At 46.4% G+C, this 13,822-nt stretch carries 12 protein-coding genes; 9 read left to right on the top strand and 3 right to left on the bottom strand.

The features are described from left to right. Position 1 precedes the first annotated feature (1 nt). Entirely contained in the window at positions 2 to 1,432 is a 1,431-nt protein-coding gene (locus ESB13_RS04955) for a type III PLP-dependent enzyme domain-containing protein (RefSeq protein ID WP_129001913.1), read from the top strand. A gap of 105 nt (positions 1,433 to 1,537) precedes the next feature. Here the strand turns inward: ESB13_RS04955 and ESB13_RS04950 are convergent, their stop codons facing one another. Then, positions 1,538 to 2,395 carry a TraB/GumN family protein gene (locus ESB13_RS04950; RefSeq protein ID WP_129001912.1) on the bottom strand — a complete coding sequence of 286 codons (858 nt, stop codon included), beginning with the start codon at positions 2,393 to 2,395 and terminating at the stop codon, positions 1,538 to 1,540. 188 nt (positions 2,396 to 2,583) lie between these two features. Here ESB13_RS04950 and ESB13_RS04945 point away from each other — a divergent pair, with 188 nt between their 5' ends. The 5 genes from ESB13_RS04945 (at position 2,584) to ESB13_RS04925 (ending at position 9,104) form a co-directional block, all read left to right on the top strand. Next, positions 2,584 to 3,141, top strand: coding sequence for an RNA polymerase sigma factor (locus ESB13_RS04945; protein WP_129001911.1), 558 nt, complete (start codon positions 2,584 to 2,586; stop codon positions 3,139 to 3,141). A gap of 65 nt (positions 3,142 to 3,206) precedes the next feature. Next, a complete protein-coding gene (locus ESB13_RS04940) occupies positions 3,207 to 4,373 on the top strand; it encodes a FecR family protein (RefSeq protein ID WP_129001910.1) in 1,167 nt (388 codons plus the stop codon). Positions 4,374 to 4,462: 89 nt separating this feature from the next. Next, positions 4,463 to 6,466, top strand: a complete 2,004-nt coding sequence (locus tag ESB13_RS04935; RefSeq protein WP_129001909.1) for a SusC/RagA family TonB-linked outer membrane protein — start codon at positions 4,463 to 4,465, stop codon at positions 6,464 to 6,466. A gap of 13 nt (positions 6,467 to 6,479) precedes the next feature. Beyond that, positions 6,480 to 7,925, top strand: a complete 1,446-nt coding sequence (locus tag ESB13_RS04930; protein WP_164974095.1) for a RagB/SusD family nutrient uptake outer membrane protein — start codon at positions 6,480 to 6,482, stop codon at positions 7,923 to 7,925. Between the two features lie 9 nt (positions 7,926 to 7,934). Then, positions 7,935 to 9,104, top strand: a complete 1,170-nt coding sequence (locus ESB13_RS04925) for a TlpA disulfide reductase family protein (protein WP_129001907.1) — start codon at positions 7,935 to 7,937, stop codon at positions 9,102 to 9,104. Positions 9,105 to 9,204: 100 nt separating this feature from the next. Here ESB13_RS04925 and ESB13_RS04920 read toward each other — a convergent pair whose 3' ends face one another. Next, positions 9,205 to 9,618 (bottom strand): Hsp20/alpha crystallin family protein, encoded by a 414-nt coding sequence (locus ESB13_RS04920; RefSeq protein WP_129001906.1) that lies wholly within the window; start codon positions 9,616 to 9,618, stop codon positions 9,205 to 9,207. Between the two features lie 224 nt (positions 9,619 to 9,842). Here ESB13_RS04920 and ESB13_RS04915 point away from each other — a divergent pair, with 224 nt between their 5' ends. The 3 genes from ESB13_RS04915 to prfB all read left to right on the top strand — a co-directional run bounded on the left by ESB13_RS04915 (position 9,843) and on the right by prfB (position 12,673). Continuing rightward, positions 9,843 to 10,256, top strand: coding sequence for a BrxA/BrxB family bacilliredoxin (locus ESB13_RS04915; RefSeq protein WP_129001905.1), 414 nt, complete (start codon positions 9,843 to 9,845; stop codon positions 10,254 to 10,256). A gap of 120 nt (positions 10,257 to 10,376) precedes the next feature. Then, a complete protein-coding gene (locus ESB13_RS04910; RefSeq protein ID WP_129001904.1) occupies positions 10,377 to 11,537 on the top strand; it encodes a prolipoprotein diacylglyceryl transferase in 1,161 nt (386 codons plus the stop codon). Positions 11,538 to 11,586: 49 nt separating this feature from the next. Beyond that, positions 11,587 to 12,673 (top strand): peptide chain release factor 2 gene (prfB, locus tag ESB13_RS04905; RefSeq protein ID WP_129001903.1). Its coding sequence is split into 2 segments (ribosomal slippage): positions 11,587 to 11,646 and positions 11,648 to 12,673, totalling 1,086 coding nucleotides; the frame shifts between segments, so codons are not numbered across the junction. Between the two features lie 79 nt (positions 12,674 to 12,752). On the opposite strand, the gene ESB13_RS04900 is transcribed toward prfB, so the two are convergent. Further along, on the bottom strand, positions 12,753 to 13,742 hold the full coding sequence (locus tag ESB13_RS04900; RefSeq protein WP_129001902.1) for a hypothetical protein: 990 nt from the start codon (positions 13,740 to 13,742) through the stop codon (positions 12,753 to 12,755). Positions 13,743 to 13,822 lie beyond the last annotated feature (80 nt).

The following is a 13,822-nucleotide window of genomic DNA, read 5'->3' as shown; positions in this document are numbered from 1 at the left end:
AATGAATAATACGTACACCGAGCTGGTGAAACAAACCTTCCACTTCCCGCAGGAAGGTTTCAATACAAACGACGACGGGTATCTCCAATTCAATGGCCTCGACCTCAAAGCTCTGATCGAAAAATACGGTACGCCGCTTAAGCTGTCGTATTTGCCTAAAATAGGTATGCAGATCAACAGGGCCAAGAAAATGTTTGCAGATGCCATGCGAAAACATAAGTACGAAGGCAAATACTTCTATTGCTATTGTACCAAAAGCTCGCACTTCTCCTTTGTCGTCGAAGAGGCGTTGAAGCACGATATTCATCTCGAAACATCCTATGCCTACGACATCGAAATCATTAATAAGCTCTACCAGCGCCGTAAGATCAATAAAGAAACCTTTATCATCTGCAACGGCTTTAAACAAAAACAATACACCTCCCGTATTGCCAAGCTTATTAACAGCGGTTTTAAAAACGTAGTGCCTGTTCTCGATAACAAGGAAGAGCTCGATGCTTATAAAAGAAGCGTAAAACAGCCCTTTAAACTGGGGATCCGTGTTGCAGCAGAAGAAGAACCTAACTTTCCGTTCTATACCTCCCGCCTCGGCATCAGGGCCAGGGATATCCTCGAATTCTATGTCGATAATATCGAAGGTTACGAACACAAGTTCCAGCTGAAAATGCTGCACATCTTCCTGAACAAAGGCATCAAAGACGATATCTACTACTGGAGTGAACTGAATAAGATCATCAACCTGTACTGCCAGCTTAAAAAGATCTGCCCTGAACTCGATTCCATTAACATCGGAGGTGGCTTCCCCATTAAACACTCCCTTGGCTTTGAATACGACTACCAGTTCATGATCAATGAAATTGTTGGTAACATCAAAAAGACCTGCAAAAAAGCCAAAGTGCCAATGCCAAATATCTATACCGAGTTTGGCTCCTTCACCGTTGGCGAAAGCATGGCGCATATCTACAGCGTTGTTGCACAAAAGCAGCAGAACGACCGCGAGATCTGGTATATGATCGATTCTTCTTTCATCACTACCTTACCCGATACCTGGGGCATCGGTGAAAAATTCCTGATGCTGCCCATCAATAAATGGGATAACGATTACCAGCGGGTGGTCCTGGGAGGGATCACATGCGACAGCCACGACTATTACGATTCCGAAGAGCATATCAATGAAGTGTTCCTGCCCAAACTGGAACACGCCAGCAATAAAGGCGATTCTCCCAATATAGAACCGCTGTACGTTGGCTTCTTCCATACAGGTGCTTACCAGGATCAGATCAGCGGCTACGGTGGTATCAAACACTGCCTTATCCCTTCACCCAAACATATTATCGTAGGATACGATAAAAATGGAAAACTGGTCGATTGGGTTTACGCCAAAGAACAATCAGCGCAAAGCATGCTCAAGATCCTGGGTTATGATAGATAACCCGGATGTTATTGAACAATAAGAAAACTGCCTGCGCTTTATAAGCCAGGCAGTTTTCTTTTATTGCACCCCACCCGCAAAATCTCCGGGATATGCAAATGAATATTATTTTACGGCAGTCACAGTATAACCGCTCTTTCTTAACAGGTTGATAACCCCGTTCTTTCCCGCAAGATGCCCGGCCCCAACCGCAAAGAAAGTGGGCGCCTTTTTCATCTGGGCACGCATCACTGGTATCCAGCTGGCATTGCGCTTATCAAGTAATATCGATGCAAAAGCTCCCATATCTTTATCCGCAGCAACCTCAGCCTGCATCTGCTTCAGGTTTTTGCTCTTGTATAATTCAACCATCTTCTTTGTTGCCACCGCCATGCTGTCAAACTTGTACAACGCTGTTTTCAGGCTCTCTGCCTGATCTTTATACGGAATTGAATCAAGCAGGCTTAGCTGCAATTCCGCAGTCTCGAGACCACCCATTTTCATATGCATCCCTTCCGACATTTTTACAAAGGTCTGCTCCCAGCTTTCAGGCTGGCAGTTCATTAAAGAAGGATACAGCATGGCTATTAATAAAACAGGCTTGGTATTGCCCAGCAGGTTTAATGGCATGCCCGTTTTAGCCTGGAATAAATGGGATACCGAATCGTAATCAGCCTTGCTTAATAATTTCGAAAGATGTTGGTTGTTGCTCATCTTCATGAACTTTATCATCTCCATGGCCATAGCGGCGCTGTTGCTCATATCTACTTCAAGATAAAGCTGGCGTGTGGTTACAAACGCTTTCTTGATGGCGGAATCAACCACCAGGTCCTTCGGGCATAGTAAATGAAAAGTGCCATATAAATAGGAGGGTGCCTTTTGACCAGGCGCCTGTATCTTCCACAACAACGCACGTTCCGCAGGAGGTTGGCTTATACTTCGGCCGGTTAGCAGCAGCATAAAGAACAAGAAGAGGTATTTCATTCCATTCAGTATTTAAGCAACACAATATAAATAAAAATGAGGCGGCTTTTCAATTTCAACAATATGGCCCTGTGTAGGGTATTGTGTGGCATTTAAATTTTTTTGCCCTAGTTTGCAGCTCTTTACATCGAAGGGAAAGGAGATTGTCAACCGGTCAACCATATAACCAACATGATTTGCTCCGGCAAATGGCGGAAGGAAATGAACAGGCATTCACCCGGCTGTTCATGCATCACCGCGGGAAAATTTATGCCACTACCCTCAGGTTAACCAATTCCCGGCAGATGGCCGAAGAAATTCTGCAGGATGTATTTCTTAAAATATGGCTCAGGCGCAAAGAGCTCGAAGTTGTCGTAAATTTTGAAGCATACCTGCACACCATTGCGCGCAGGGCTGCATACCGCGGATTGAAACAACTGGCCGCGCAACGGCACTCACCGGGTACAGATGCCGGAGAACAAGCCTTCCATATCACCGGCGAACACATTTTTACCTTTAAGCAGTATAATAATGTGCTCCGGCAGGCCATTCAAAAGTTACCACCCAGGCAGCAGGAAACCTATTTGCTCATCAGGGAATCCGGCCTGAAAAGAGAAGAAGTGGCTGCAAAACTTGATGTTTCGCCCGAAACTGTCAAGTACAACCTCGATGAGGCTACGAAAAAGGTCAGGGCTTATTTCATGGCACATACCGATCTGTTACCTGTACTGGTGATATTGGCAGGCTCCCTGAAAAAATTTTCCTGAACGCCCCCCCAACCTTAAGTTTTCTGCCTCAATATAGTAGCCGTAAGGTTAACTAACTCTTTTTAATGACTGTAGAACGACTATCGTACCTTTTTGAACGTTGTTTGGATCAATCCGCCACGCCGGCGGAACGAGACGAGTGGATAGCTATGGCTGCATTGCCGGAGCACGAGCATATTATCAACAACCTGCTCGATAAAGCGTATAAGGAGGCTACTGCCACCGACGAGCCCGATCTGCCCACGAGCAACGGTATATTATCCGCCATTTTTAGCACAGCTGAACCGGCATCTCCACAACGCAGCAGTTTCTTCCTGCGCCCGTGGCGCTGGACAGCTGCTGCCGCTATACTCATAGTTGTGGCAGCCTTGTCTTTGGTAATTGTTACCAGGCAGCCGGCAAAAAATACAGCAAACAACCCTGTTGCTGCCACGGATATTTTGCCTGGTAAACAGGGCGCCATCCTGACGCTTGAAAATGGCTCGCAGATTTCCCTGGATACTGTTAAAAATGCCACGCTTGCGCTGCAGGGTGGTGTAAATGCAAAGGTGATAAACGGCGCGCTCATCTATGAAGGCAACGAAAATGTAACAGCCTATAATACCATGTCTACACCCAGAAGCAGGCAGTTTCACCTTACGCTTGCCGATGGTACGCAGGTATGGCTGAATTCTGCAAGCGCTATACGTTATCCCGTTTCGTTTACGGCTGAAAAGCGCCTGGTGGAAGTCACAGGTGAGGCTTATTTCGAGGTAGCCGCAGATCCGGCAAAGCCTTTTATCGTCCGGGTTAATGGTAAGGCAGAAGTGGAAGTATTAGGTACAGCATTCAATATCAATGCTTATGATAATGAAGCGAACATTCGTACAACACTGCTGCAGGGCGCTGTGGCCGTTTCCGCTGCCACTGTTTCCGAAAAGGTACGGTTACACCCCGGCCAGCAGGCTAAGCTGACTTCAAACAATATACAGGTGGTAGAAAATGTAGCAGTTGATAAGGTGATTGCCTGGAAAAACGGCAAGTTCAACTTCGAAGGTCTTTCCTTTGCAGAGATCTCCCGCGAGCTGGAACGCTGGTACGATATTGAAATCATTTTTGAAGGTAAAATGCCCGACAAAGCCATCTGGGGCGGTATGTCGAAAGATGTTCCGCTCAGTGGCGTACTGGAATATTTTAAGGGACTGGATATTCGCTACCGGCAGGAGGGCAGAACATTGATCATTTCATCCTGACCGGTCACTTATATAAAAAACAGATCGTCCTGCAAAAACATTTCCTTCCCTACCAGCTTTTCCGCAACAGCGACGGAAGTAATATTGCTATGCCCTGGCTGTACCGCATAGAAAGTGTAAGGCAGAACCTGGAATCACGGAGCGGTATCAACCTCAATTACGTGCCGCTCGATGAAGTGAATTATGGTTACTCGAACGACGAATCGCTGCAGGCCCGACTAACAGCCGGCATAGCCGTAAATTTATATAAAGGATTGCGATTCGAAGGTACCTATGGATTGGTAAAAGGCACAAGTGAAGGCCGCTCTTTCAATGATGACCGGGCTTATACGGTAAGAAACATGACGGTGAGTTTTGCCACCGGCTCTGTACTGGATAACACGATCAAGTATAACTTCCCTGCCAAAGGTGGCAAATATGTCCGGAGTGATGCCAGACAGCAGAACTGGACCGTTAGAAACCAGCTTTTTTTCAACCGCGACTGGGATAACCTCAATCATCAGGTAACTGCATTGGCGGGCATGGAACAGCAGGAGTCTTTTTCCCGCGGAAACTCAGGTACTTTCTGGGGCTACGATGATGGACTGATTGCTCCCCAGGCACTGGACTATGTAACCCTCTCGGCAGGGATAGCCAATCCCATCCTTTTGTATAATTCCAACAGAAGCTACTGGAATTTTTCAAATGATTTCTCTTTTACAGAATCTAAAAGCAGGTTAAGATCGGTTTACGGCAACATTGCTTATACCTTTCTTCAGAAGTACACGGTAAATGGTAGCTGGCGGAAAGATGAGTCAAGCCTTTTTGGCATCGACAAATCGGCGCAGAACCGCCCCGTGTGGAGTGTAGGAGCCAAATACAAGATCAGCTCAGAACCTTTTATGCAGCATCTGAACTGGCTTAACCTGCTGGCGTTGCGACTTACTTATGGCCTTACGGGTAATGCTCCGGCACCCGGTATTGCCTCTTCAGATGATATTATATCCGGCGGCTCTACCTCCTCCGTTTACCCGGGCGGACGTATCTATGCCATTGTATCGCCTGCAAACCGCAGATTATCCTGGGAGTCTACAGCTACCACTAACTTCGGTATCGACTTTGGTGTGTTGAACAAAAGACTCATCGGTTCCATAGACTTGTATATGCGAAAAACGAAAGATATGCTGGGGCAGCTCCCTGTCAATGCTTTCGGTGGTTATAATGCAGTAATTGGTAACCTGGGCGACCTTGAAAACAAAGGTTTAGAACTGGCACTCCGCTCCGAAAATATAAAAGGAAAACACTTCAGCTGGAGTTCTATACTGAACATGGCTTATAACAAAAACAAGATCACCCGCCTTTCTAACAATGTAAACATTACAACCGGAAACAATATAATATCGAACAATGCCTATGGCGGCTTTTTCCAGGGATACGAAGCCTACGCCATTTTCGCATACAACTACGCAGGGCTCGATGCAACAGGTGATCCGCAAATCAGACTAAAAGATGGCAGTGTTACCAAAGCACTCAGCATAGCAAAGCCGGAAGACATGCTTTTCATGGGTACCTATCAGCCGAAATGGAGTGGTGGTTTATCCAACACTTTCCGTTACAATGGCTTTTCGCTTACAGCCAATATTATTGCCAACCTGGGTCACGTGATGCGTAAAGATGTAAATACCATGTACTCTTTAAACCGTCTGAGTCCGGGCGGCGGTTCTCTTTCTACCGGTAATGCCCATGCCGATTTTGACAAGCGCTGGAAAAAAGCCGGTGATGAAAATGTGACGGACATACCACGCTGGATAGGTAATGCAAGTACCAGTGCTACTACCCGGGCAACGAATTATTATACATACGCAAACACCAATGTGCTGAACGCTTCATTTATGAAATTAAGAGACATTACGTTCGCCTATGCGTTGCCACGGAATATAACAGACAAGATCCGAGCGCAAAATATCTCGCTCAGTATTCAATTGAGCAATATTATGCTCTGGAAAGCAAACAAACATAATATCGATCCTGAATACTTTAATGCCCTTACAGGCACCAGAACACAACGTTCAGGATTCAATACAGTCACACTAGGAGCAAATGTTTCATTCTAAAAACAAGAAATTCATGAAATATCTTAAAATAATAAGCATATTCCTGTTGATGGGAGTATTTTCTTCCTGCTCCAAATCTTTTCTGGAGATCGATCCAAAAGGGCGCATTATTGCCACCCAAACCAATGACTACAGGAACCTGTTTTACAACGGAACATTATTGTCTTTGGGCACCGCCGATATGCAAATTCTGCTGGGTGACGAAGTGGTAGCGCAGAGTGCAGTTCTAAATTCAATGTCGCAGGGAGTTCAGCAGGCTTTCCGCTGGGCCGACGACCTTTATGACGATGCAACTGATGCGCCGGAGTTGACCAACGTAACGGCGCAGATTTACGTACTTAACAAAATCATCAATGAGGTGATGGAGTCGGAAAGGGGCACCGAGGCGGAGAAACAAGCCCTTCGTGCAGAAGCGCGTGCCACAAGAGCCTGGAGTTATTTCCAGTTTATTAGCCTGTATGGCAAACCTTACGATCCTGCAACTGCTGCTACAGATCCTGGTGTTCCTATTATACTGGATGCAGATGTTACTGCAACCACTTTTACCAGAGCCAGTGTACAGGAAGTGTATGACTTTATTATAAAAGATATTACAGAATCGCTGCCATTGTTGCCCCGCAACAACGATGCACGCTCAAGAATGTCACAGGCAGGCGCTGAAATCCTGCTGGGTAAAGTGTATATGTTTATGGGAAAATTCGACCAGGCACTTCCCTTACTGGAAAGCGCATTTAACCATCTGCCTAACGGAACCCTTCCTGTGGGCTTGTACGATTACAATACATTGCTGGCGCCGGGTGGAGCCTGGTACTTTGCGCCAACTGTAAGTTATTATATTGGCGCGCCATTACCATGGGCCAGCACCGAAACGCTGTTCGCCCGTCAATTTTCTTCACAATATCAATACCAGCACGGCGTATTACTGCTGAAAAAAGAAGCGTATGAGCTGTATGGCAACAATGACAAAAGAAAGTTGTTTTATACCCGCACACCAGCCTATTCCTCGTACGGCACACAATTAACCGTACCAGGTGCTATGAGAAAGTTTGCTCCGTCGGCCGCCGTTGCTATAGGTATTAGCATGCCGGAACTCTACCTGTTACGCGCAGAGTGTTATGCCCGCACGGGCGCACTGTCCGCTGCAAAAGCAGATCTGAAAACATTGCGTAGCAAACGTATGCCCGACGCCGATGCCGAAGTGACTATCACGGACAAAAATGCGCTGATACGCTTTGTAATTGATGAGCGGATTCGTGAATTTGCTTTCACAGGTTTACGTTGGTTCGATATGCGTCGCCTGTCGGTAGATCCGCTGTTCGCTGCTCAAACCTATGAGCATATTGTCTATGGTCCCGACGGCAATGAAGTGGAAAGGCTCCCGCTCAGGAAAGAAAGATTTACATTACGTTTTCCATTAAAAGTAATGCTCCAGAATCCAGGCATGACCAACAATCCTTAATCCAACACTATGCATACAAAAAGAAAAAAAATAGCGGTGAAGGTTAGCTTCGCCGCAACTTTTCTGCTGTCTCAGCTTATTCATGCACAAACAGGATTTGTGGTGCAGGGAAGTTTTCAGCCCGCCAAAAGCGGATCTATCCAGATGAGGTATAAAGATGGCGATAAAATGGTGATAGACAGCGCGCGCCTTGAGCAAGGCAATTTTGTACTCAAAGGTGCATTGAAAAGCCCGGCATTAATAACGCTCATTTATAGTCCTGCTAATGACAATACCCCTCTTACTCATGCCGTACAGGAAAAAAGGAGATATAGTTTGTTTCTTGAAGAGGGAGCCAGGATAACCCTTCAAGCGAAAGATTCCCTGAGCGGTGCAGTGGTAAAAGGTTCACGTCTCCAGGAGGAATATCTCGCCTACAGCAAAAAGACCGCAGCGTTCTACGATCGGTTGCGGCCTGTGAATCTGGCAATTTTTCGCCTGGAAAGAGAGAAGAAGCGTGATAGCGTTGAAATATATAAAGAGCGCTTGAAGCCACTTCAACTGGAGGAACAGAAACTGGTAGATGAGATTTTGAAAACCTACCCCAATTCTCCGGTTTCGCTTTTAGCAGTGTATGATTTTGAGCGCCCCGGAACTGCAGAGAAGCAGAACTCCCGTCCGTTTTTCAACAGGCTGTCACCTGAATTACGGCAGCTGCCTATGGGCGCAGCGCTTGAAAAAATACTCGCCGAAAAGGAAGCTTTCGGCATAGGGAAGAAGGCGCTTGATTTTCAGCTGCCCGATACACTGGGAAAAATGGTTGATTTTGCAGGTCTGAAAGCAAGGTATGTACTGCTGGATTTCTGGGCCAGCTGGTGCGGTCCATGCAGGCTGCAACATCCCTTCCTGCGCGAGGCATACCAGCAATTTAATAAAGCCGGCTTCACCATCGTATCAGTATCGCTTGATAAATCCCGCGACAAATGGCTGGCGGCTATCCGGGCCGACAACGTTGGCGACTGGATACATGTAAGTGACCTGAAAGGAGCAACCGGTGAACTCCCTCTCAAATACTTTATTAAAAGCGTGCCTCATAATTTCCTGATAGATATGAGTACAAAAACTATTATCGGCACTAATTTCTATGGTTGGGAGCTGGATAAAAAACTGACCGCATTGCTGTCTGACCCCAAAGGGTAAGTAGTGGTTTTCTTATCCGGCGCATCAGAAACTTAAAAAACCCCTGTGTCAATACACAGGGGTTAAACCAAAATCAACTGCTCTTATGAAAAAAATCAACTTAAGCAATAGCTATCTCTTTAGGCAAAACCTTTACTTCTTCTTTTTTGGGAAGTGTCAATTGCAGGATACCGTTTTCATATTTTGCTTCAATGGCTTCAGTATTGATCTGATCATCGATAGTGAAGCTTCTTTTAAAGCTGCTTACTGTAAACTCGCGGCGATGTGTTTTCCTGTCCTTTTGCTCTTGTTCCGCTTTCTTTTCATAGCTGATGGTTAATAAACCTTTCTCAAGATTGATCTTGAAATCAGATTTGTTTAATCCCGGCGCTACCAGGTCTAATTGAAAACCATCGGCAGACTCATGAATGTTTACGGAAGGAATTGTACGGCCTGCTGCCTGGTTCACTGGAAAGGAAAAGAAATCTTCAAATAAATTGTCCAGGTTCCTGTAGTTGTGTTTTACGAGTGTCATAATTATTCTTTTTATTGTTTTTAAATGTTGAACTTGATTCCTGTAGATCAAATGACATTCCATTGCCGTTTTTAAGGTAATACTGGCATTTTTGGCTCATTATTTGTGTCATAATGTCTGTTATGGTTGGTTTTGGCCGTCAAAATGGCATAAAAAACAGTTTTTATCGTTAGGGGAGAATCCTTAATTTTGTTATCCCAAGTAACGAAAAGGAGGAAAAGAAGATGTATCCAGCAGAGATAGTATTGCCGATGAAGGCAGAATTAACAGATAATGGCTTTGAAGATTTAGCAACGCCTGAATCAGTAGATAGTACGTTACAACAGGAGGGTACTACACTTGTAGTAATTAACTCCGTTTGCGGATGTGCAGCAGGTGCTGCCCGCCCGGGAGTTGTAATGGCTGTTAAAAACGCGCAGAAGCGTCCCGATAGATTAGCAACCAGCTTCGCTGGTTTCGATGTAGACGCAGTGAAGAAAGTAAGAGAACATCTCTTGCCTTATCCTCCATCATCACCTGCAGTGGCACTGTTTAAAGACGGCCAGCTGGTACACATGGTAGAGCGTCACCAGATCGAAGGAGCGCCGGCTCAGGTTATCGCGCAACACCTTATTGCTGTTTTCAATGAATATTGTTAACAGTTAAAGAGCATCCATTTAAAGTGCAGCTTTGTTATGGATGGGTTAGTAAATGTTCCCCCTGTTTCGCCAGGGGGATTTTTTTTATAGTAACATTGCACTTCACAAACCATACTCGGAATGTATCCTAATTTGTACTACGCCTTTAAAGATCTGTTTGGAATTGAACTGTCCGGACTTAAAATCGTAAACAGCTTTGGTTTTTTCGTTGCTATCGCATTCCTTGTAAGCGCCTGGGTGCTGGTTAAAGAACTGAAAAGAAAAGAAAAGGAAGGCTTGCTTGGTTATGAAGAAGTGGTTATAACGGTGGGTGAGCCCGCTTCCATCAGCGAATTACTGGTGAACTTTTTCCTGGGTTTCATTTTTGGATATAAGATCCTCGGCGTTTTCTTTACCGCCGGTGCATTGAACGATCCGCAGTCCTTCATATTCTCAGGTAGCGGTAGCTGGCCCGCCGGCATCGTCCTGGGCTTGATACTCGCCGGCATCAAGTGGCGCGAAAGGAACAAAGAAAAATTACCCAAGCCCGAGAAAAAAACGGTACGCCTCTGGCCAAGCGACAGGGTAGGAGATATTACCATCATCGCAGCGGTAGCAGGTTTTGCCGGCGCCAAAATTTTCGATAACCTCGAAAACTGGGACCGCTTCATCGACGATCCTATCAATAATCTTTTTTCTGCAAGCGGACTTACCTTCTACGGCGGGCTTATTGTGGCAACCATTGCCATCGTATGGTACCTGCGTAAACATAAAGTGGCCATCATCCATGCCGCCGATGCTTTCGGCCCCGTACTAATGCTTTCTTATGCACTGGGGCGTATCGGTTGCCAGGTGTCCGGCGATGGCGACTGGGGTATCGTCAATACCAAACCCAATCCCTTCTCATTTTTGCCCGATTGGGCCTGGTCCTATAACTACCCGCATAACGTGAACAAAGTAGGGGAAATGATCCCCGGATGCACCTGGAACGACTACTGCACCCAACTGCCCGCAGGTGTGTATCCTACGCCTTTGTATGAAATTATAGCTTGCCTGCTCCTGTTTGCCCTGTTATGGTCTTTACGCAAACGCATAAAAGTAGGCGGACGCATTTTTGCCATCTATCTCTTCCTGAACGGCTTTGAACGTTTCTGGATCGAAAAGATAAGGGTGAACACGCCACAGCATCTCTTCGGGTTTCAGCCTACCCAGGCCGAGATCATTTCTACCCTGCTGATGCTCGCAGGTATCGCCTTATACCTCGCCGCGCCCAAACTCAATAAAAAGTTTGCCAACTGGTAGCCTTAATTCATTATTTCTCTGTCACTTAAATAATGTATCTTGCCCAACTATGACACAAGAGCAAATTAAAGATATGAGGGACCGTGTTAGTGTCCTGAGGAGGTTTCTTTGACGTCGATCAAAGGACTGCAAAAATAGATAACGACCGCCAACTCTCTCTTTCGCCAGGCTTCTGGGACGACAACCAGCGCGCAACGGCTATCATGAAGGAAATAAAGGTGAATGAATACTGGCTCAAACTCTTTAAACAGGTGGAGCAGTCGGTAGAGGATTTTGCCGTATTATTTGAATTCTGGAAAGCCGGTGACGCCACGGAAGAAGAAACCAGGGAAGCCCATACGCTGGCTTTAAAGGAAATTGAAGACGCAGAGTTTAAAAGTACGCTGAATCAGCCGGAAGACGAGTTGCCCGCAGTATTGCAGATCAACCCCGGAGCCGGTGGCACTGAAAGCCAGGATTGGGCCGAAATGCTCATGCGCATGTACCTGATGTATGGCGAAAAACAAGGCTGGAAAGTGACCGAATTAGACTACCAGGAAGGCGATGGCGCCGGCATAAAAGCCGCAACGCTCCAGTTCGAAGGGCCCTTTGCCTATGGCTTCCTGAAAGCCGAAAGCGGCGTACACCGCCTGGTAAGGATTTCGCCTTTCGATAGCAACGCACGCCGGCACACTTCTTTTGCATCGGTCTTCGTTTATCCTTTGATCGACGACAGCATCGAAATTGAAGTGAACCCCGCCGACCTGGAATGGGAGTTCTATCGCAGTGGCGGTAAAGGCGGACAGAATGTGAACAAGGTAGAAACTGCCGTGAGGTTGAAACATATCCCCAGCGGCATCATCGTTGAATGTCAGCAGGCGCGTACCCAGGGCGAAAACCGCGAACTGGCGCTCAAGATGCTGAAAAGCCGCTTGTATGAAGAAGAACTGCGCCGCCGCGAAGAAGCCAAGAACGCTACCAATGCCAATAAGAAAAAGATCGAATGGGGTAGCCAGATCCGCAGCTACGTTTTCCACCCTTACAAAATGATCAAAGACCACCGTACCGATTACGAAGTGGGCAACGTTCAACCGGTAATGGACGGCGAACTCGATGGCTTCATAAAAGCCTATCTCATGAGCGCCAAGGAAGAATAAAAGACAAGCTTGAACTCAATTTACAATAAGCCCGCAGGGCTTGATATGACTGGGCTGGTTATAACAACCGGCCCTGTCATCAATAACGCCAGCTCTTATAAGCATGCCGGAGGCATTTTACCAGGTTCCTGGTTTTCTCCATATCTACGATCAAAGCCTTACGCGGCAGCGACCCGAAATCAGGAAGCTGCAACTGGTCGCCCTGGATTGCCTTGAGCTGGTCTATGGCCACAAGCCCCAGCCCATAAATACCCGACATCGCTAACCTGAAACCTTGTATTCGCTGGCGGCCATAAGGCAGCTGCCGGATCAGACCGTCCATTTTTCCCATTTGCTCCCTGAAGAACTGTTCAAAAACATATGCATTGGTCATCCGGTTAGGCAAAGTATCTATGTTGTCGGCCAGGTCTTTGTAAATATCAAAAAGATCATTGGTCAATTGTATGATGGTGCCTATCCGGTACCAGCAGGCCTCTTCCGTAGCATTGGCCGGCAGATCAAGATAGTAGCGGCATAACAGGACCGAATAACCGCCCTTGGTGAAAGTAATGTCCAGCAGGGTTTCGTCGGGCAGCTGGCTGTTATGCTGTTCCTTCGATAACAGCTGTGCCTTGTAAAGTGCCTTCGTCACCTTCTCATAAGCCGGTTTATCGGCCACATAGTTCCATAAAAGTAAATGTGATTGCTGGAAAGCTTTTTCATCGAAGCTCACCGCTTTATGATCTTCGGGGCAGAACGACAGTGACAACAACTGCGCTTCGCTGATGGTGCCATGATCCGTAAAATCGTCGAACAGCGAACTGCAGATAAAATAGTGGATCAGCCTTTCCTTTTCCGCATCCGTGGTCAGCCGCCCGTGTAAACGGCCAAATGCATCGCAGATCATCGGGTTATACAGGCCGTAACTTATAGCGATCTTCCTGCGTGTAGCAGGCTGAAACCGGCCCCCCAGCTGTTTTTCAATCTCCGATAACAGCGCATAGGCACGGGCAGTCTCCTTTTTCTTGGAACGGATTACAAAAGCGGCAAGGCGTAACAGGGTAACGGAAAAACGACCAAATTGAACCATCTTAATACTTTAATCACAAAAACGCTGCTGAAAAACAATCCTAAGGTAAAAAAACTTTATTGCTTACGTTTGCTAAAAAT

The organism is Filimonas effusa, from assembly GCF_004118675.1.
Lineage (GTDB): Bacteria > Bacteroidota > Bacteroidia > Chitinophagales > Chitinophagaceae > Filimonas > Filimonas effusa.
This window is presented reverse-complemented; position numbering and strand designations above follow the sequence as displayed.

Excerpts from the sequence above, each read along its gene's own strand:
- ESB13_RS04940 (WP_129001910.1), top strand. The coding sequence starts at position 3,207 with ATGACTGTAGAACGACTATCGTACCTTTTTGAACGTTGTTTGGATCAA.
- ESB13_RS04920 (WP_129001906.1), bottom strand. The coding sequence starts at position 9,618 with ATGACACTCGTAAAACACAACTACAGGAACCTGGACAATTTATTTGAA.
- ESB13_RS04950 (WP_129001912.1), bottom strand. The coding sequence starts at position 2,395 with ATGAAATACCTCTTCTTGTTCTTTATGCTGCTGCTAACCGGCCGAAGT.
- ESB13_RS04955 (WP_129001913.1), top strand. The coding sequence starts at position 2 with ATGAATAATACGTACACCGAGCTGGTGAAACAAACCTTCCACTTCCCG.
- ESB13_RS04910 (WP_129001904.1), top strand. The coding sequence starts at position 10,377 with ATGTATCCTAATTTGTACTACGCCTTTAAAGATCTGTTTGGAATTGAA.
- ESB13_RS04945 (WP_129001911.1), top strand. The coding sequence starts at position 2,584 with ATGGCGGAAGGAAATGAACAGGCATTCACCCGGCTGTTCATGCATCAC.
- ESB13_RS04900 (WP_129001902.1), bottom strand. The coding sequence starts at position 13,742 with ATGGTTCAATTTGGTCGTTTTTCCGTTACCCTGTTACGCCTTGCCGCT.
- ESB13_RS04930 (WP_164974095.1), top strand. The coding sequence starts at position 6,480 with ATGAAATATCTTAAAATAATAAGCATATTCCTGTTGATGGGAGTATTT.
- ESB13_RS04935 (WP_129001909.1), top strand. The coding sequence starts at position 4,463 with ATGCCCTGGCTGTACCGCATAGAAAGTGTAAGGCAGAACCTGGAATCA.
- ESB13_RS04915 (WP_129001905.1), top strand. The coding sequence starts at position 9,843 with ATGTATCCAGCAGAGATAGTATTGCCGATGAAGGCAGAATTAACAGAT.
- ESB13_RS04925 (WP_129001907.1), top strand. The coding sequence starts at position 7,935 with ATGCATACAAAAAGAAAAAAAATAGCGGTGAAGGTTAGCTTCGCCGCA.